Raw genomic sequence first — 18,864 nt, forward strand, 5'->3', positions numbered from 1 at the left:
TGATGAAGATTGCGAGCTTCGTTTTCGAAGGTGAAATCCGGTACGGGCTGGTCGAAGGAGACAGGCTGCATCCGGTCTCCGTAGGTTTCCAGACGCGTTTTCCCTCCTTGCGGGCGGCCCTTGCTGCCGAACGGCTGGGAGACCTTGCCGCCGACGCGCGACACCAGGCTTCGTTGCCCCTCGACACGGTGACGTTCCTTCCGCCGGTGCCAGACGCCGCGCGCGTAATCTGCGTCGGCATCAATTATCCCAAACGCTATCCGCTCGATGCGAACGTAGGTCGGCCGGAGAACATCATCCTGTTCGCGAAACTGCCGGGGACTCTCCTTGGACATGGCATGGCGCTGGAGGTTCCGGACGGCGAGGCCGCAGAGACGTTTGACTATGAAGGTGAGATCGCCGTCGTCATTGGCAGACAGGGCCGCCACATTCCGGCGGAAAAGGCGCATGAATACATCGCCGGCTTCACGGCCTTCAACGACGGCTCGGTGCGCGGGTGGCAGAAGCATTCTGTCCATGCAGGCAAGAACTTTGCCGGTTCCGGTGCCTGCGGCCCATGGATCGTGACCGCCGATGAGATCGACGTGCCCGAGGCGATGACCGTGACCACGCGGTTGAATGGGCAGGTCGTCCAGCATGCTCCTGCGACCGACATGTTCTTCTCGATTCCCGAGGTCATCGCCTATATCTCGCATCTGACGCCAATCGAACCCGGAGACGTGATTGCGATGGGGTCGCCGGACGGGTCCGGCGGCAGCCGCGTCCCACCGCGCTTCCTGAGGGATGGTGATGTGCTGGAGATCGAGGTTTCGGGCGTCGGCATGCTGGTGAACACTGTCGGTGCGAGTCAGGAGGAAGTGGCTGGCGGATGGCAAACCGACATCACCGGAAAGGGTTGCTGACCATCAAGCCTTGCACTTGGCGTTCTCCAATGAATTAGGCTTATGCATTCTCTTCTCGCGGCTGCGGCGGGCATCAGGTGTCTGGCGTCAGCGTCTATCGGACAGGTTTTTTGGGTTTACGCAACGGAGCATTGCTGGTTCATCAAAGCCATTACGGAGCGAAGATGAACGAGACGTCTGGTACACCAAAAGACCCGGCGTACAAGATGGACAGGGGCCTCAAGCTTAAGGCGCGCTAGCCGTAATCGGCCGAAGCGGAAACCAGGGCTGTCCGCGCCGGGTTGCGAGGTAAAGGCGAACGTGGCTTTGGCGATGGTCAATCGCGGCTTCTGGAATCTCCGCCGGGTGGTCGCGGTTCTAACCGCCGTGGGCTTGCATCGCCACTGTTGGGTATACGACCTGCCGATCTGGATGATGCGGACGTTACTTTTCGGCTCCAAAGTGGCAGAGGTTTCTTTCGGTCATCCTTGTTCGATCCGGTGACCGGTTTGCCTGTCGGGCCAAAAGGCATCAGGCCGGCCACAGCACTAACGGTCAGACGGTGGTGACGTCGCAGGGCGCATGTCCGGAACGCTCGTTCCAGAAAACCGGAAAGCACGTTCCAAAAAATCGGAACTAAGCTTCCCCCGATAGAATAAATGAAAAGAAAAAAGAAAAAGCTGCTGGCGGCATACGAGACCGCCAAGAATTAGGGAGCTTCGACAGCAGCTTTGTTACGAGGGCGCAGCGGTCATGGTGTGGCTCAATGTAGCTGAGGTGGCTCTGGTCTGCTCAGGCAAGCATTCGTTCGCTTGCTGGGTCGTGGAACGGAACAAGGCTGACTTCTGCCATGAACTCCCGGCCCTCAATCATGACGGAATACCGTCCGTGGGTGAGCGTTTTCTTTCCTGTTGCGCCATCCGGTGCGGACAGGAGGCACAGGCCCACCGCCGCTTCTTGGGCGCAGGACCAAGCGCCCGCCGTCACGTAGCCCACGACCTTGCCGTCCCTGAGGACCGGCTCATTGTGGTGCAGCAGGGGAGTTGGGTCGGTGAGCTTGACGAAGCAAAGATATGGCCCCTCGTTGGCGGCCTTGCGTTCGAGATAGGCGTCGCGGCCGACAAATGCGGTTCCCTTGTCGGGCTTGCAGACAAAGCCCAGCCCCACCTGATGGGGCGCGTCGCTGTAGGCCATGTCGTGCCCCCAGTGGAGGAAGCCCTTTTCGATACGGAGCGCGTTCAGCGCCTCGCCGCCCGCCAGCCGCAGCCCCAACGGCGCACCCGCGGCCATCAGCACGTCGAAGACATGTTCGGCGAAATCGGGTGTCACGAAGATCTCCCACCCAAGCTCGCCGGTATAGGACAGGCGCTGCGCGAAGACGGGCGCGTGGCCGATGTGGAAATGCCGGAGGCTGTTGAACGGGAAGGCCGCGTTTGAAAGGTCGGCATCGGAGACCGCCGCCAGAAGGTCGCGGGATTTCGGCCCGGCTATGGCCAGCACGCCATAGGCGGTCGTGGCGTCACGCAGGCGCACATCTTCGTCCGGGCGCAGAGCGTCGCGCAGATGCAGGTAGTCGCGCCGTGTGTGCGAGATCGAACTCATCACCATGAACGCGTCGTCGGCGTGGCGTGCCACGGTCACATCGCTTTCGATGCCGCCGCGCTCGTTCAGCATCAGCGTATAGGCGACCCGGCCCATCGGCAGTGCCATGTCATTGGTGCAGACACGTTGCAGGAACGCCTCGGCATCCTTGCCCTCGACCATCAGCTTGCCCAGCATCGAATAGTCGAACATCGCCACCGCCTCGCGCGCGGCTTTCTGTTCGGCCTGCGCATGGGGGAACCAGCTTGGGCGGCCGAAGCTGTAGTCGTATTCCGGCGTCACGCCCTCGGGCGCGAACCAGCCGGGGCGTTCCCAGCCCTGCAACTCGGCATAGCAGGCGCCATGGGCCTTCATCGCGTGGTAGAACGGTGTGCGGCGCAGGTTGCGCACGCTTTCGCGCTGACGGCCCGGCCAGTGCATCGCATAGGTCAAGACCAGCGTTTCGGCGCAGCGTTCGCGCAGATAGGGATCGCGGGTCTGGAACTCCTCGCAGCGCTTGGGGTCCATCTCGCTCAGGTCCATCGGCGGATGGCCCTTCATGATCCACTGCGCCAGCGCCCGGCCCGCGCCGGGGCCGGACTGGATACCGGTGGAGTTCACCCCGGCCAGCACGTAATAGCCCTTGATGTCCGGCGCCTCGCCCAGTGTGAAGCGGCCGTCATGGGAGTAGCTTTCCGGCCCGTTGAAGAAGGTGCGGATGCCGACATTCTGCAGGACCGGTACGCGGTTCATCGCCAGTTCCAGCACATCCATCACATCCTCTTCGACAAAGGGCAGGCTGTCGAAGCAGAAATCCTCGGAAATGCCGTCCGTACCCCAGGCCTTGGGGTGGAAATGCGCGAACCCGAAGAGAAGCTTGCCCGCATCCTCTTTCCAGTAGGTGCCATCGCAATAGGAGCGCAGGACCGGCAGGTCGCTGGGCAGGTCCGCGATGGGTTCGGTCACAAGGTAGTAATGCTCGCAGGCATGAAGCGGCACGCCGACGCCGTTCTGGCGCCCCAGTTCGCGCGCCCACATGCCGCCGCAGTTCACCACGACATCGGCGGTGATCCGGCCCTCAGCCGTACGTACGGCGCGTGCGCGGCCGCCCTCGACCTCTACCGCCTCGACCTTCACATGTTCGAAGATCTTCGCCCCATGCGTGCGCGCGCCCTTGGCCAAAGCGGTGGTCAGGTCGATCGGGTTGGCGGAACCGTCGCTTGGCATGTAGATGCCGCCCAGCACACCGTCGGGGTTCATCAGCGGCCAGCGTTCGGCAATCTCGGGCGCGGCCAGATACTGCGCCTCGATCCCGAAGAGCGAGGCGAAATCCGCCTTGCGCTTCAGTTCGGCCAGCCGCTCTTCATTGATCGCGATGGAGATGGAGCCCGAGCGGCGGTAGCCGGGATTCTGCCCGGTCTCGGCCTCGATCTCCTGCAACAGCTCGATCCCGTATTTCGCAAAGGCCGTCGTCGCATGGCTGCCCTGCAACTGCCCGACGAGGCCAGCCGCATGCCATGTCGTGCCCGAGGTCAGCTGCTTGCGCTCCAGCAGAACGACATCCGTCCAGCCTTCCCTGGCCAGATGATAGGCGACGGAACAGCCATGGATGCCGCCACCGATGATGACGACCCGGGCATGGCTGGGAAGGGGTTTGGACATGATCGTTTCCTGCCGCTTGGGGGATTTCAGAACTGGAACAGCCGACCGGCATCTGCGGGCCCGTCGTCAAGACCGGCGAGCCGCATCAGATGCCACGCTGTGGCCTGATTGCTTGAGATCACCGGCTTTCCAAGCAGCGCTTCAGCCTCGGCAATGACCGGCAGAACGCGAAGGCTGGTGCAGGAGACAAAGACCGCGTCGCAGCCATCGCGCTGCCCGACCGCAAGGATCGCGTCGAGGATGCTTCCGGAACTGATCCGCGCGACGGTGAAGTCGTCGGACTGGTTGAAAGAGGCCACAGCGGCGGTCTCGAACCCCGCTTCAGACAGGTTCCGCTGCATCTCTGACGTGACGGATGGCGCATAGGGCGTGACAAGCGCGAAGCGCGTCACGCCAAGCGCGGCTAGCGCCGCCTTACAGGCGGACAGCGGGTTGGTGGTCTTCGCGCCGGGATGGATATCTCGGATGAGCTGGTCCACTCGATCTTCGCCGATCATGGTCGCGCCTGACGTGCAGCAATAGCCGATGGCATCAAATCCGAACGCCGAGGGCAGCAGTCCAGCCGCCACCGGCAGGTCCTGCTCCATCGCGCGCAGCGTCTCGGGCGTCACTTCCATCGCATTGGGGATACGCGCGTGATAGAGCGCCACGCCGTCCTGACGCAGAAGGGTTGCGAATTCGTGCTCGGCGGTCTGGTCGCTTTGCAGGATGATCAGCCCTATCCGCGCCCGTGCCCCAAGGCCTGCATCCGTTTTGAACTTCAGCTCTTCGATATACGTGTCGCTCGACATCGGCATGGCCCCAGGGATCGATTCGCAACTGGTATATACCAGTATTGACTTGGCGCATATGACCAAGCGTATTAAGAAGGCAGAAAATCGCGGGATGACGATGAACCGACCTGTGACCAATGCTCCGCAACCGCGCTTTCGACAGATCGTCGACAGCATCCGGAACGATATCGTCACGGGCGTTTTGCCCGAACATGCCGCATTGCCTTCCGAACGCGTGGTCGCGGATCAATATGACGTCAGCCGGATGACCGCGCGCCGGGCGCTGGAAGCAATCGAAGCCCAGGGTTTGGCCTATAGTGAGGACCGAAGGGGGCGTTTCGTTTCGCCCAAACGGGTACGCTACGATATCAGCAACCGAGTGAGTTTTGCCGCCGATGCGCGCGCCGCAGGGACAGATCTTGAAATCACGGTCGTGCGTACACGCGCCATCCGGGCTGGTGGTTCACTTGCGGCCGATCTCGACGTCCCGGTGGGAGAAAAGCTGCACGAATACACCCGGTTGTTCTGCATCAACGGCCATCCGACGCTGATCGAGACGGAATATGCCGTCGCGCACAGATGCCCCGACCTGATGGACCATGACCTGCGGCAGTCGACCACCCAATTGCTGGAACAGCATTATGGCATTTCCGCCCGCACCGGGGATGTCATCATCCGGATGCGCGCGATCCAGCCGGACGAAGCCGCCCTTCTGGGGCTGCCCCCGCATCAGGCGGGAATTGAGCTGGAGCAGATCATTCGCGACGATGAAGGCCGACCCTTCTGTTTCGGACGGCAGATCTGGCGGGGCGAGCTGGCGGAGTTCTCCGCGCGTGCGATTGTGAACCGCTGATCCCTCAGTGCGCTCCGTCGCCGCGGCACTGAGCGCACTAAAGAATGTCGAGAGACACCTTCACACGGTCCATCACGATCGCGGAGGTGAACCGGCTGACGTTGGATTCATCGAAGAAGTATTCCTGAGTGAACGCCTCGTACTCCTTGATGTCCTTGACGACGAGGATGACGATGAAATCCGCTTCGCCGGTCGTGTAGTAGCATTGCTGTACCGCCGGAGAACCGCGCATCTTTCGCTTGAATGCATCGAGATGCATCCGGCTTTCACGCTCCAGCATGACCTCGACAATCACCGTCAGTTCACGCCCAAGCTTGGCGGGTGAAAGAACGGCAATTTCTTTCTCGATTACACCGGTTTCGCGCAGCCGCTTGAGGCGTTTTTGCACGGCAGGCGTCGAAAGCCCAATGGTCACACCCAATGATTCGGCGGTCAGACGGGCGTCGGACTGCACCAGGCGAAGTATTTCATAGTCTTTGTCATCCATGGCTGCATTTCGATCTATTTTTTGGACCAGAGCAACCGTTTTCATCAAAATTTCGGGAAATTCGAGAAAATGCCTCTCGCCCTGTCGATAAACTTCGAAGTGGGAGAGCGTGGGGGGTGAAGGTCGAAATGGGTGGGACGCCTGCAGATGGCGGTATTGGATCATCCTTCGAAATCGCCGTCTCGGGCATCCACTTCATTTGGGAGGAAAACATGACATCCAGATCGACAAAGACTCTTATCGCGGCTGGCGTTCTGCTTGCCACAAGCGCAGTTTCGGCCATTGCCGGTCCGCTGGCCGACCGCATTGCCGCAGGTGAGCCGATCCGCATTGGCTTCTCCAACGTGCCGATCTGGGGCTATCCGGATGAGAACGGCGATGCCAAAGGTTTTGTGAACGAGATCGCCCTCGGGATCCTGGCCGAGATGGGCTACACCAATATCGAGACGAGCGTGACGGACTGGGGCGGGCTGATCCCGGGCCTGCAGGCGAACCGCTACGACATCATCACGGGCGGTCTGTATATCCTGAACAGCCGCTGCCAAAACATCGCGTTTTCGGAACCGATCGCCACAGCCGGTGATGCCTTCATCGTTCCGGCCGGCAACCCCAAGGGCATCCAGACCTTCAAGGACATCCTGAATTCCGGCGCCATCATGGTGACGGGCGCGGGCTACAACACGATTGAATCCGCCAAGAAGGAAGGTCTGGGCGACGACCAGATCATGCAGGTGCCCGGACCGTCGGAAATGCTGGCCGCCGTCAAGGCCGGCCGCGCCGATGCCGGTGGCATGACCTATTTCGAAGCGAACCACTTCGCCGAGACCAATGACGACATCGACGTCACCGACCCGGCCGCGCTGCCGGACTGGACACAGAACTATGTCGGCATCGGCTTCCGCTTCGAGGATGCCGACTTCATGGCCGAGTTCAACAAGGCGGTGGCAAGCTATGTCGGCACGGATGCCATGATGGAATCGGTCGCGGAATACGGTTACACCACGTCGAACCTGCCCGGCGACAAGACCGCCGAATGGGTCTGCGCCAACCGTTGATGACAGCATGCGGCGGGCCGGTCCGGTCCGCCGCATTTCTTTTTCTGGGAACGCAGTAGGCCGATGAATCTTTCAGACTTCGTGATCCAGTACTGGCCGCGGCTTCTGTCCGGAACGGGCATCACGCTCGCCCAGTTTCTGCTTGCCGCAGCGCTCGGCATCGCCATCTCGCTCTGTATGGGGCTGATGAAGTTGTCGCACAATTCCATCGTGCGCGGCGCGGCGGTGACCTATATCGAAATCTTTCGCGGCACCTCGCTGGTCGTTCAGCTCTACTGGATCTTCTTCGTCCTGCCGCTTTTCGGCCTGACCATCGAAAAGTTCACCGCCGGTTACCTCGCCGTGGGCATGAATATCGGCGCCTATGGCGCGGAACTGGTGCGCGGGGGCATCCTCTCGGTTCCGAAAGGGCAGTGGGAGGCCGCACTTGCGATCAACATGAGCCCGGCACAACGCATGCGTCGCATCATCCTGCCGCAGGCGCTGGTGAACATGCTGCCGCCCTGGGGCAACCTGATGATCGAGCTTCTGAAGGGCACGGCGCTCGTCTCGCTCATCTCGGTCGCCGACCTGATGTTCGAGGCGCGGCAGATCAACGCCTCGACCTTCCTTTCGGCACAGGTCTTCGGCGCGGCGCTGGTCATCTACTACATTCTCGCCCGTTTCATGGTCACGCCCTTCATGCGCTGGCTGGAACGGTACATGGCACGCAAGCTGGGGAGGGCCTGATCCATGTTCGACTGGAAATGGGACTTCACCTGGGAGATTCTGCCGCGCCTGATCCAGGCTACCGGCAACACGCTGATCGCGGCCCTTGCGGGCTATGCAATCGCTGTCGTCCTTGGCCTCGGGCTGGCGCTGGCGCAGCGCACGCCTTACCGGCCCGTGACGCTGATCGTGCGGGAATTCGTCGAATTCATCCGCTCCACCCCGCTGATCCTGCAGATCTTCTTTGTCTTCTATGTCGGCCCGCAATTCGGCATCCGCCTCAGCCCCTGGGCCTCGGGCATGATCGCCATTGGCCTGCACTATTCCTGCTACCTCTCCGAGGTCTATCGCGGCGGGATCGAAAGCGTGGCCAAGGGCCAGTGGGAGGCCGCGACCGCGCTCAACATGACCACCGCGCAGAAATACCGCCGCGTGATCATCCCGCAGGCCATTCCCCCGGCCCTTGCCGGCATGGGCAATTATCTTGTCGGCATCTTCAAGGACACGCCCATGCTGTCGGTGATCGGGGTCGCCGAACTGATCCACACCGCCAATGCCATCGGCTCGGAAAACTACCGCTATCTGGAGCCCTACACGATGGTTGGCATCATCTTTCTCGCGATCTCGCTTCCTGCGGCCGGCCTGATCCGGCTGTTTGAGGCTCATGTCCGCCGCAAACTGGGACTATGACCATGCATGACGTATCGGCCTTTCCGCTTGAAATCTCCGGCACGCCCACGCCGATGGTGAGCTTTCGCAAGGTGACGAAATCCTACGGCACGCTGACCGTTCTCGATGAACTCGACCTCGACATCGCCGCGGGCGAGATGGTGTCAATCATCGGTCCTTCGGGTTCGGGCAAGACGACCGTGCTGCGCATGCTGATGACGCTGGAACAGATCAACGGCGGCGTCATCTATGTCGATGGCCAGCCGCTGACCCATATGCCGAAAAACGGCACTCTGGTCCCGGCCAGTCAGAAGCATCTGCGCAAACGGCGCGCCGATATCGGCATGTGCTTTCAGCATTTCAACCTCTTCCCGCACATGACCGCGCTTGAAAACTGCATGGAAGGGCCCGTGCAGGTGCTCGGCCTGTCGAAGAAAGAGGCGCGGGAACGGTCCGAGGAACTTCTGGAAATGGTCGGCATGATCGGCAAGAAGGATCAGCATCCTTCGCGCCTTTCGGGCGGCCAGCAGCAGCGGGTGGCGATTGCCCGTGCGCTGGCTATGCGCCCGAAGGTCATGCTGTTTGACGAGGTGACATCGGCGCTCGACCCTGAGGTGATCGGCGAGGTCACGAACGTCATCCGCAAGCTTGTCAGCGAACACAACCTGACCATGCTGATGGTCACGCACCAGATGGGGTTCGCCCGCGACATCTCTGACCGGGTCTGTTTCTTCTACGGCGGCAAGATCGAGGAACAGGGGCCGCCCGCGGAGCTTTTCGGCAATCCGAAGAAAGAGCGGACACAGCAATTCCTCAGCGCGGTGAAGGAAGCCGTCTGACACCCCTTGCGGCTCAGACGCGGATGCCCACCTCGCCCAGTAGTGCGCGGGTGCGGTCGCGCATGCTGCCCATGCGCCAGATCACGAAATAGCTGCGCCCGGTCCGGAGTTGGTAATCCTCCAGAGCAATGAGCCGCCCCGCCTCAATCTCGAACTGAAGCACAGCGGGGCACCCCAGCGCCACGCCCTTGCCGCGCAGGGCGGTGTCGAGCGTGCTGCCGTAAGACCGGAGATTCACCTTTGGCGCAGCGGCGATCGCGGCATTGCCGGTCAGTTCGGCGAAATCACCCCAGTTGATCCATTTCGGTGTCAGCTTGTCGAAATCGAGCAGCGTCGCCCCTTCGAAACCCTGCATCGACGCAGCCAGCGAAGGTGCTGCGACGGGCAGCCAGATCTCTTCGAACAGGGGGGTTCCATCCCAACCTGCGGGAATGTCAGAGCCATAGAAGAACACCGCATCCGCCTCTAGCATGAACAGATCGGCATCCTTGTCCGAGGCGGTCAGCGTCACGGGTACAGCGTTCGGACCAAGCAGGTATTCGTTGATGCGCGGCGTCAGCCAGTACTGCGCCACGGCGACATTCGCGGCCAGCGACAGACGTTCGCCGCCCGATGCCCGCCGGATCTGCTGCAAGCCGGAATTCAGGTAATCCAAAGCCTCTGTCGCATTTGCTGCAAGGGTTTTTCCGTTGCGTGACAGGGTGATATTGCGCCCGCTGCGATGGATCAGCGTCAGGCCCAGCCAGTCTTCCAGTACCTTCACGCGCTTGCTGACCGCCGCCTGGCTGACATTCAGCTCTTCAGCCGCCCGGGTGAAATTGCCATGCCGGGCGACGGCCTCGAAAAACAGGAGGTAATCGAGCGGCGGCAGGGAGCGGCGGAAGTTTTTCATAACCCTTGGTTATCATAAACCCGCAACAGATGTCACTTTGGAAATCGCCGGGTCAGTCCTAGGCTGAGGCATCATTTCGGCCCTTCTGTCGTTCATTGCGAGAGGGGCCGGACGCGCGAGGGGATGCCATATGTTCACCGAAAGACTGTCCCGTTTTCAGACCCGACTGGCCAAGGCCGGTATCGATGTGGCGCTGATCACGGATGACGACAACGTCTATTATCTGACCGGCTACTACGACTACCTGCACATGGAGTTCGGCCGCCCGACGATCCTCGTCGTGCCGAAGGATGGACCCTCGCTGTTGATCACGCCGAGTATCGACCTGAATTCCGCCAAGGCGGCGGCGCGGGTGGACCGCATCGCGCCGTGGAATGACGGGATGGGCAAGGAATGGCGCGAAGAGCTTCCGGGCGCGGTCAAGGGCGCAGGCAAGGTCGGGATCGAACCCGGCCATATGCCGCCACCCGTGCGGGCCTATGTCGATGAACTCGTGGGCAAGGACAGGCTGACCACCGTCACACCGATCCTGAACGACATGCGGATGATCAAGTCGGCCGAAGAATTGCAGCTTGCCCGCCATGCAGGCGAGGTCGCGACGTCGATGATGGCGGTGGGCCGAGCGGCGATTGCCGACGGCGTGCCGGAATTCGAGGTGGCGATCGCCACGACTGAGGCGGGAACCCGCAAGGCGGCCGAACTTCTGGCGGCGCATTACGACGATGCCGACATGTCGCCCAACATGCATTTCCTGCAGATCATGGCCTCGGGCCGCGACATCATCAAAACCCACCACCGCGCTTCGACCCGGATCATGCGGGCGGGGGAGCCGGTGTTCCTGTGCTTTTGCGGCATGACCAACTTCCACCGATTCAAGCTGGGTTTCGACCGCACCTTCTGGATCGGTGACGCGCCCGCCGATCAGGTCGCGGTCTATGAGGTGGCGCTGGCCAGCCAGAAGGCCGCGCTTGAGGCGCTGAAGCCCGGCGTCACCGCCGAAAGCGTCCATGCGGCCTATGCCGAGGTCATTCAGGGCGCGGGCTACGAATATCCGTTCCGCTGCGGACGCGCGACCGGCTTCAGCTTTCTAGAGGCGCCGCAACTTGTGACCGGCGACACGACCGTGATCCAGCCCGGCATGGTGCTGGCGGTCGACGGCTCGGTCTCGGTCGACACGTTCCGTGCACAGGTCGGCGACAGCTTCATCATCACCGACAGCGGCTGGGAGCCGCTGACAAGCCACCCCAAATCCGTCGAGGAGGTTATTCTTTAGATGTTCCAGCCCGGTCAGATCATCACATCGAAGCCCCGTACGCCGGAAATGGATGCGGGCCGCTTCCACCGCGCCAAGCTTGGCTTCATCCTCATGTCCACCGACCCCTCGGCCGAGGGCGATTTCTGGGACATGGCGCCGGAAGGCGTCGCCGTCTATGTCACGCGGCTGAAGACCGACGACCATACGACGACCGAAACGCTTGCCAAGCATATCGAGCATATGGCCGACGCCGCATCGCGCATCCAGCCCGAGGCGAAACCGGATGTGGTCAGCTACTCCTGCACCTCAGGTTCCATCGTCATCGGCGAAGACCGGGTGATGGCCGAGATCAAAAAGGGCGCGCCCTGGGCGCAGCCGATGTGCCTTGTCCAGGGTGTCCTTGATGCGCTGAACGAGCTGGGTGTGAAAAAGCTGGTCGTCGGCACGCCCTATCTTGACGACATCAACACCGCCGAAGCGGAGTTCCTTGTCGAGCGCGGTTTTGACGTCCTCGATATTCAGGGGCTCAACATCGCCAGCGGCTGGGATATGGGGCTGGTCACGCCCGAATACTGGAAGAAATTCGCGCTGGAGATCGACCGGCCCGATGCCGATGCGATCTTCCTCAGCTGCGGCGGCGTGCGGTCGCTGCCCGCCGTGGCAGAGATTGAGCGGATCACCGGCAAGCCGGTCATCACGTCCAACCAGGCGCAGTTCTGGTCCTGCCTGCGCCGAGCGGGCATCATGGATGAGCTGGAGGGCTTCGGCCAGATCTTCAAACATCCCGGCAAACATCTGCGCAAGACCTGCTGATCAGATGACCCGCTTCACCGCATGGAATGTTTTCTGGCAGGGGATGACCGGCCAGAAGGGCTGGACCCGTCAATGGCGCGATCCGGAGCCGAAGGCCCATTATGACGTTGTCATCGTCGGCGGCGGGCTGCACGGGCTTGCCACCGCCTATTATCTCGCGAAGACCCATGGGGTGAGGAACGTCGCCGTTCTGGAAAAGGGCTGGATCGGCGGCGGCAATGCCGGGCGCAACACCACCATCGTGCGGTCGAACTACGCTAGGCCCGGCAACCGGGAGTTCTATGAGCATTCGCTGCGGCTCTGGGAAAACCTGAGCCATGAGCTGAACTACAACGTGATGTTCTCGCAGCGCTCGCATATCGCGCTGTTGCACAGTCCGGGCGCCATCGACGCGGCGTCGCGCAACTACAACACGATGCGGCTGACCGGCACGGCGGATGCGGAAATCTGGGATCTTGCCACCCTGAAACGGGCAGTGCCGCACCTGAACTACGCCGCCGATGCGCGCTTCCCGATCATGGGGGCGGCAGTGCAGAAACGCGCGGGCACGGCGCGGCATGATGCCGTCGCCTGGGGTTATGCCCGCGCCGCCGATGCCCGCGGCGTCGACATCATCCAGAACTGCAAGGTCGAGGGGATCGCCCGCGACGGTGGCCGCATTACCGCGCTCGACACATCGCGCGGCCGGATCACCGCCGGAAAGGTCGCCTTCGCGGTCGCGGGCAGCACCTCGCTCCTGTGGCAGATGGCGGGGCTTGGCCGCCTGCCGATCGAAAGTCACAAGTTGCAGGCCTTCGTTTCCGAACCCCTGAAACCGCTTCTCGATCAGGTCGTGGTCTTCGGCATGGGTGGGGCGCATTTCTACATCTCGCAATCCGACAAGGGCGGGATGGTCTTTGGCGGCGATCTCGACTGGTACAAATCCTATGCCCAGCGCGGCAACCTGCCCATCGTGCAGGACGTGGCCGAGGCCGCGATGTCGGTCCTGCCCTGCCTTGGCCGGGTGAAGCTGCTGCGCCACTGGTCGGGGCTTGTCGACATGTCGATGGATGGCTCGCATTTCATCTGCAAGACGCCCTTGGACAACCTCTACCTGAATGCCGGCTGGAACTATGGCGGGTTCAAGGCCAGCCCCGCCTCGGGCTGGTGGTTCGCCGACCTTATCGCCAATGACCGGCCCGCACCGATGATCGCACCCTTCGACCTGAAACGGTTCGAACGCGGGCTTCAGATCGACGAACGCGGCGCCGGGCCGGACTGCAAACTGCACGGATAGGACGAGATGCTACGGATTGACTGCCCCTTCTGCGGCACCCGCGACCACAGCGAATTCAGCTATGGCGGTGACGGCTCGGTCACCTATCCCGCGCTTGATGCGCCCATGCAGGACTGGCACGACGCGGTGTTCCTGCGGGAAAATATCTGCGGGCGGCAGGTCGAGACCTGGCACCACGTCCATGGCTGCCGCATGTGGCTGATGGTTGAGCGCGATACGATGACGCATGAGATCTTTTCGACCCGCCCGGCCCATCCGGGGCTGGCATCGGCGCTGGAGGCCGCAGAATGACCGCCCGGCGCTTGGACAAAGGCGGCCGGATCGACCGCACACGGCCCGTCAATTTCCGTTGGGATGGGCTGACCTATCGGGGCTATGCGGGCGATACGCTGGCCTCGGCGCTCATGGCGAGCGGGCAGACCGTTCTCGGCCGCAGTTTCAAATATCACCGCCCGCGGGGGATCATGTCCGCGGGGGTCGAGGAATCCGGGGCCATCGTCTCGGTGGGCGCGGATGCGCGGCATGAGCCGAACGTCAAGGCGACGATGCAGGAGCTTTATGACGGGCTGGAGGCAAAGGGCCAGAATGCCTGGCCCAATGTGCGCTTCGACCTCGGCGCGGTGAACGGGCTTTTCGGTCGCTTCTTCTCGGCGGGGTTCTACTACAAGACCTTCATGGGTCTGCCGCCCTTTGAATGGGGGCGCGGGACGGGCCTCTGGATGCAGTATGAAAAGCTGATCCGCAAGGCGGCCGGGATGGGTCGGGCCAGCCGCGCGCCCGACCCGGATTGCTATGACCACGCCCATGCCTTCTGCGATATCCTTGTGGTCGGTTCCGGCCCCGCTGGCCTCAATGCCGCGCTGACGGCGGCAGAGGCGGGCCGCGACGTGATGCTGGTGGAGCAGGATTTCGAGCTGGGCGGCGATTACCTGAACGATCCCGCCGCCGAGGCTGATCGCGCCGCGCTGGTCGCGGCGGTAGAACGCGCGGGCATCCGCATCCTGACCCGCACCACGGCTTTCGGCCTCTATGACGGTGGTGTCGCAGGGCTGGTGGAGCGGGTGACGGATCATCTGGCCGCACCCGATCCGCATCTGCCGCGCCAGCGTTTCTGGACGGTGCGCGCGGGCGCGACGGTGCTGGCAACCGGGGCGCTGGAACGGTCCATCGCCTTCGCGAACAATGACCGGCCCGGCGTGATGACGGCGTTGGCGGCGCGGAGCTATCTGAACCGGTTTGGCATCCTGCCGGGCCAGCGCATCGTCATCGCGACCACGAATGACAGCGCCTATGGCGTCGCGGGCGATTTCGCCGCCGCCGGGGCGGAGGTCGTGCTGGCCGATGCGCGGAGCGATGCAGCCTCGGCCCCTGAAGGGGTCAGCCTGCGGCCGGGGCTGGCGCCCCTTGCTGTCCTCGGACGGCGCGGCGTGGAGGGCGTCAGGCTTGCCGCCCGCTCCGGCGCGGGCTGGTCAGAAGCTGCCCGCGAAGACTGCGACCTCTTGCTGGTTTCGGGCGGCTGGTCGCCGGTCGTGAACCTCTCCTCGCATCGGGGGGCTAAGCCCGTCTGGAATGCTGGTCTGGCCTGTTTCCTCGCCGGACCGACGGAGGAGCCCATCCATATGGCGGGCTCTACCGATGGCGTCTGGAACCGGGACGATTGCGCGGCTTCTGGCGTGGCGGCGGCGCGCCGCGCGATGGGCGAGGTGGCTGAGGCACCCGCCCCGGGCGGCTGGGCGCATCCGATCCAGCCCGTCTATGAGGTGCGCCTGCCCGGGAGCAAGGTGAAGGCGTTCGTCGATCCGCAACATGACGTGACCGGTGACGATGTGCGGCTGGCCCATCAGGAGGGCTTTGTCTCGGTCGAGCATCTAAAACGCTACACCACGCTCGGCATGGCCACCGATCAGGGTAAGATGGGCAATGTCATCGGCCTTGCCCTGATGGCCGAAGCCCTTGGTTGCGAGGTTCCCGCCGTCGGCACCACCCGCTTCCGCCCGCCCTATACGCCGGTTGCCATCGGCGCGCTGGCGGGCCGCAATGTCGCGGGCCATTTCAAGCCCTTGCGCCGCACGCCGCTGCACGACTGGAACCTCCGCCACGGCGCGACGATGACCGAGGCCGGGCTCTGGCAGCGGACCTGGTATTTCGCCCGGACACGCGAGACCATTGCCGAGGCCTATATCCGCGAGGCCACGACAGTGCGCGAGACGGTCGGCATCTGCGATGTCAGCTCGCTCGGCAAGATCGCGGTGCAGGGGCCGGATGCGGCGGAGTTTCTGAACCGCGTCTATACCAATGCTTTCTCCAGACTGCCCGTGGGCCGCGCGCGATACGGCATCATGCTGCGCGATGACGGCATCGTCATGGACGACGGCACCACCTGGCGTCTGGGCGAGGCCGATTTCCTGATGACCACGACCACGACCAATGCCGGCAAGGTGATGGTCTGGCTTGAGGAACTTTTGCAGACCCGCTGGCCGGACCTCAGGGTCCATGTCACCTCTGTCACCGACCGCTGGGCAGGCGTCTCGGTCGCCGGGCCGAAGGCGCGCGAGGCGATTGCCGTATGTCTGGATGAGGGGATCGATATCTCGAACGACGCCCTGCCTTTCATGGGGGTCGCGCCGGTTTCGCTGAAGGGCGGCGTCAAGGGATTGATCGCCCGGATCAGCTTTTCCGGCGAACTGGCATATGAACTCTATGTCCCCGCAGATCAGGGCGAGGCGATGATGGACCTGCTTTGGCCCGCCGCCGAAAGGCTGGGCGGCTGCCTGTACGGGCTGGAGGCGCTCGGCGCGCTCCGGATCGAGAAGGGCCATGTGACCGGGGCGGAACTGGACGGCCGCATGACCATCGATGATGCCGGTCTTGGCAAGATGGCCTCGACAAAAAAGGCGTTCATCGGCGCGGCACTTCGGCAACGGCCGGACCTGACCCGCGCCGACCGGCCGCGTCTGGTGGGCATCTTCCCGAAGGACCGCCGCCAGAGTTTCAACGGCGGCGCCCTGCTTTGCGCCACGGGCAAGGTGGCGGGCTTCGGCGATGGCTGGATCACGGCGGTTACGCATTCCCCCGCGCTCGGCCACTGGATCGGGCTTGGTTACATCGCGGGCGGGCATGAGGCCTGGGCAGGCAAGGCGGTCACCGCCGCCGATCCGGTGCGCAGGGGCAATGTCGAAGTCGAAATCGTGTCGCCGCATATGTTCGACCCTGAGGGAGTGAGGATGCATGGCTGACGGCATTTCCGCGGTAAAGAGCCATCTGGCGCCGGGCCGCACCGGTCCGTCGGGGGCGGCCGGGGTCCGGATCGCCGAAATCCGTCCCCTCACGCTCGTTCAGTTCGCGGCCTGGCCAGATACTCTGGCTGAAACCGGCGCCGAAGCGGCAAAGGCCGCGGGCGCAAAGGCCGCGCCCGGACCCGGCCGGGCAGTGACGGGGACGCATGGCGTATTGCTGCGCGTCGAGCCGCTGAAATGGTGGCTGGTCGGTGACACGGGCGAGGCACCCCTTCCGGATGCCGGGTCCGGCGCGGTGCTCGACCTGTCGCAGTCGCGCACCCGGCTGAATGTCAGCGGCAAGCTGGCCGCCCGGCTGCTGAACCATGTCCTGCCGATTGACCTGTCGGACAACGCTTTCCCCGAAAACTCCGTTGCCTCCACCGCCTTTCACCATGTCGGTGTGACGCTCTGGCGCGACGGGGAGGGCTTCACCGTCTTTTTGCCGCGCAGCTTCGCGGCTTCGCTTTGCGAGATCCTGACCGAAAGTGCCGCGCAATACGGGCTGGAGATCGCCTGAACCACCACGTCACCACCCACGGGAGGGCCCACGATGAAACCGCATATGCCGCTTGACGAATTGCTGGACGCGCTCGCCCGCAACGCCGCCCTGCCGGACGAACTGGCCGAGGCGACGCCGCCACAGATCTACACCTCGCCCGAATTCCTCGAACTGGAACTGGACGAGATCTTCAACCACGAATGGTTCTGTGTCGGACGCGAGGACGAATACGAAAACCCCGGCGACTATCGCGCGACCACGATCGGCCGCGATCCGGTGATCGTTCTGCGCGACCGCGAGGGCACGCTCCGCGCGATGTCGAACATCTGCCGCCACCGGATGTCGACCCTTCTGGAAGGGGCGGGCAACATCAAGGGCCGCATCAGTTGCCCCTATCACGCCTGGACCTATAATCTGGACGGCCAGCTGATCGGCGCAGCCCATATGCGCGACAATTTCGACAAGAAAACCGTCTGCCTGCCGCAGTTCAGCGTCGAGGTCTGGCAGGGCTGGGTCTATGTCTCGCTCGACCCCGATGCGGCACCTCTGGCGCCACGTCTGGCGAAACTGTCCGAGCGGCTGGAGAACTACCAACTCCCGAAATACCGGACGCTCTTTCGGGCCGAAGAGATCTGGGACACGAACTGGAAGATCCTCGTTCAGAACTTCACCGAGGGCTATCACCTCTTCGTCGCCCATGCCCAGACAATCGAACCGGCAATGCCGACCAAGCTCGCCAATGCGATGCATGGGGGAGAGGGCTACAGCCTTTACGAACAGGGCCGTGTTCCCGGCAAATCCTATGAACGCAATTCCGAGATGGTGGTCGACAATCCCCTGCTAACCGAGGAGGAGCGGGGCAAGGCGGTCCTGTCCGCGATATTCCCCTGTCACGTCTTCTCGGTCGTCGCCGAACGCACCTTCTGGCTGTCGCTGCAACCCTATGGCACCGACCGGGTCAAGGTGTTCTGGGGGGCGGACGCCTATCCCGGTGCCGTTCCCGACGAGCCGGAGGCGCGCGCTGCCTATGCCGCCGAACTCAAGGCGGGCTTCGACCGGATCAATGACGAGGACAAACCGATCATCGGCGGGATCGTCAAGAATGCCGGGGCCTTGGCCGCCGCCCCGGGCCGCCTGTCGCCGAAGGAACGCAGCGTCTGGTATTTCCAGCAATACCTCGCGCGGACGCTTTGCAAGCACCGCTCCGCAGACATGACTGCAACGGCAAGCTGACGCCCCGTACGAGATGAGGCAGGAAGGAAGGTTATGGCCAAGATCACCTATGTCGAATTCAACGGAACCGAGCATGTCGTCGATGTGGCGAACGGGCTTACCGTCATGGA

General features: G+C 63.0%; 17 protein-coding genes and 1 pseudogene. 14 read left to right on the forward strand and 4 right to left on the reverse strand.

Translation table 11 applies throughout. The features are described from left to right. Positions 1 to 2: 2 nt before the first annotated feature. The gene (locus tag OEZ71_RS19805; RefSeq protein ID WP_263741811.1) at positions 3 to 902 is read left to right on the forward strand and encodes a fumarylacetoacetate hydrolase family protein; all 900 of its coding nucleotides are present in this window, start codon (positions 3 to 5) and stop codon (positions 900 to 902) included. Positions 903 to 1,673: 771 nt separating this feature from the next. On the opposite strand, the gene OEZ71_RS19810 is transcribed toward OEZ71_RS19805, so the two are convergent. Both OEZ71_RS19810 and OEZ71_RS19815 read right to left on the reverse strand, forming a co-directional pair. Next, entirely contained in the window at positions 1,674 to 4,124 is a 2,451-nt protein-coding gene (locus OEZ71_RS19810) for a GcvT family protein (RefSeq protein ID WP_263741812.1), read from the reverse strand. 26 nt (positions 4,125 to 4,150) lie between these two features. Continuing rightward, positions 4,151 to 4,915: a maleate cis-trans isomerase family protein gene (locus OEZ71_RS19815; RefSeq protein WP_263741813.1), complete on the reverse strand. Its 765-nt coding sequence runs from the start codon at positions 4,913 to 4,915 to the stop codon at positions 4,151 to 4,153. Positions 4,916 to 4,973: 58 nt separating this feature from the next. On the opposite strand from OEZ71_RS19815, the gene OEZ71_RS19820 reads away from it, so the two are divergent. Further along, positions 4,974 to 5,750, forward strand: coding sequence for a GntR family transcriptional regulator (locus tag OEZ71_RS19820; RefSeq protein ID WP_263741814.1), 777 nt, complete (start codon positions 4,974 to 4,976; stop codon positions 5,748 to 5,750). A 37-nt stretch (positions 5,751 to 5,787) separates the two neighbouring features. Here the strand turns inward: OEZ71_RS19820 and OEZ71_RS19825 are convergent, their stop codons facing one another. Further along, on the reverse strand, positions 5,788 to 6,237 hold the full coding sequence (locus OEZ71_RS19825) for an Lrp/AsnC family transcriptional regulator (RefSeq protein ID WP_263741840.1): 450 nt from the start codon (positions 6,235 to 6,237) through the stop codon (positions 5,788 to 5,790). A gap of 212 nt (positions 6,238 to 6,449) precedes the next feature. On the opposite strand from OEZ71_RS19825, the gene OEZ71_RS19830 reads away from it, so the two are divergent. From OEZ71_RS19830 to ehuA, 4 genes are all read left to right on the forward strand, one after another. Beyond that, positions 6,450 to 7,292: a transporter substrate-binding domain-containing protein gene (locus OEZ71_RS19830; protein WP_263741815.1), complete on the forward strand. Its 843-nt coding sequence runs from the start codon at positions 6,450 to 6,452 to the stop codon at positions 7,290 to 7,292. Positions 7,293 to 7,355: 63 nt separating this feature from the next. Then, the gene (gene ehuC / locus OEZ71_RS19835; RefSeq protein ID WP_263741816.1) at positions 7,356 to 8,021 is read left to right on the forward strand and encodes an ectoine/hydroxyectoine ABC transporter permease subunit EhuC; all 666 of its coding nucleotides are present in this window, start codon (positions 7,356 to 7,358) and stop codon (positions 8,019 to 8,021) included. Positions 8,022 to 8,024: 3 nt separating this feature from the next. Then, positions 8,025 to 8,690 carry an ectoine/hydroxyectoine ABC transporter permease subunit EhuD gene (ehuD, locus tag OEZ71_RS19840; protein ID WP_263741817.1) on the forward strand — a complete coding sequence of 222 codons (666 nt, stop codon included), beginning with the start codon at positions 8,025 to 8,027 and terminating at the stop codon, positions 8,688 to 8,690. 2 nt (positions 8,691 to 8,692) lie between these two features. Beyond that, the gene (gene ehuA / locus OEZ71_RS19845) at positions 8,693 to 9,508 is read left to right on the forward strand and encodes an ectoine/hydroxyectoine ABC transporter ATP-binding protein EhuA (RefSeq protein WP_318527860.1); all 816 of its coding nucleotides are present in this window, start codon (positions 8,693 to 8,695) and stop codon (positions 9,506 to 9,508) included. Positions 9,509 to 9,521: 13 nt separating this feature from the next. Here the strand turns inward: ehuA and OEZ71_RS19850 are convergent, their stop codons facing one another. After that, the gene (locus OEZ71_RS19850; protein ID WP_263741818.1) at positions 9,522 to 10,400 is read right to left on the reverse strand and encodes a LysR family transcriptional regulator; all 879 of its coding nucleotides are present in this window, start codon (positions 10,398 to 10,400) and stop codon (positions 9,522 to 9,524) included. A gap of 130 nt (positions 10,401 to 10,530) precedes the next feature. On the opposite strand from OEZ71_RS19850, the gene OEZ71_RS19855 reads away from it, so the two are divergent. From OEZ71_RS19855 to OEZ71_RS19890, 8 genes and pseudogenes are all read left to right on the forward strand, one after another. Continuing rightward, positions 10,531 to 11,673 (forward strand): M24 family metallopeptidase, encoded by a 1,143-nt coding sequence (locus OEZ71_RS19855; RefSeq protein WP_263741819.1) that lies wholly within the window; start codon positions 10,531 to 10,533, stop codon positions 11,671 to 11,673. Next, positions 11,674 to 12,468 (forward strand): maleate cis-trans isomerase family protein, encoded by a 795-nt coding sequence (locus OEZ71_RS19860; RefSeq protein ID WP_263741820.1) that lies wholly within the window; start codon positions 11,674 to 11,676, stop codon positions 12,466 to 12,468. Positions 12,469 to 12,472: 4 nt separating this feature from the next. After that, a complete protein-coding gene (locus OEZ71_RS19865; protein WP_263741821.1) occupies positions 12,473 to 13,744 on the forward strand; it encodes a sarcosine oxidase subunit beta family protein in 1,272 nt (423 codons plus the stop codon). A 6-nt stretch (positions 13,745 to 13,750) separates the two neighbouring features. Beyond that, positions 13,751 to 14,035, forward strand: coding sequence for a sarcosine oxidase subunit delta (locus OEZ71_RS19870; RefSeq protein ID WP_263741822.1), 285 nt, complete (start codon positions 13,751 to 13,753; stop codon positions 14,033 to 14,035). After that, complete coding sequence (locus OEZ71_RS19875) at positions 14,032 to 16,980, forward strand: sarcosine oxidase subunit alpha family protein (RefSeq protein ID WP_263741823.1); 2,949 nt, start codon at positions 14,032 to 14,034, stop codon at positions 16,978 to 16,980. The genes OEZ71_RS19870 and OEZ71_RS19875 overlap by 4 nt, the downstream gene beginning before the upstream one ends. Continuing rightward, positions 16,973 to 17,539, forward strand: coding sequence for a sarcosine oxidase subunit gamma (locus OEZ71_RS19880; RefSeq protein ID WP_263741824.1), 567 nt, complete (start codon positions 16,973 to 16,975; stop codon positions 17,537 to 17,539). The genes OEZ71_RS19875 and OEZ71_RS19880 overlap by 8 nt, the downstream gene beginning before the upstream one ends. 33 nt (positions 17,540 to 17,572) lie before the next feature. Next, the gene (locus tag OEZ71_RS19885) at positions 17,573 to 18,754 is read left to right on the forward strand and encodes an aromatic ring-hydroxylating oxygenase subunit alpha (RefSeq protein WP_263741825.1); all 1,182 of its coding nucleotides are present in this window, start codon (positions 17,573 to 17,575) and stop codon (positions 18,752 to 18,754) included. A 33-nt stretch (positions 18,755 to 18,787) separates the two neighbouring features. Continuing rightward, positions 18,788 to 18,864, forward strand: a pseudogene (locus OEZ71_RS19890) (2Fe-2S ferredoxin); the annotation flags it as partial.

Origin of the sequence: Albidovulum litorale, assembly GCF_025751495.1 — a bacterium.
Classification (GTDB): Bacteria; Pseudomonadota; Alphaproteobacteria; order Rhodobacterales; family Rhodobacteraceae; genus Albidovulum; species Albidovulum litorale.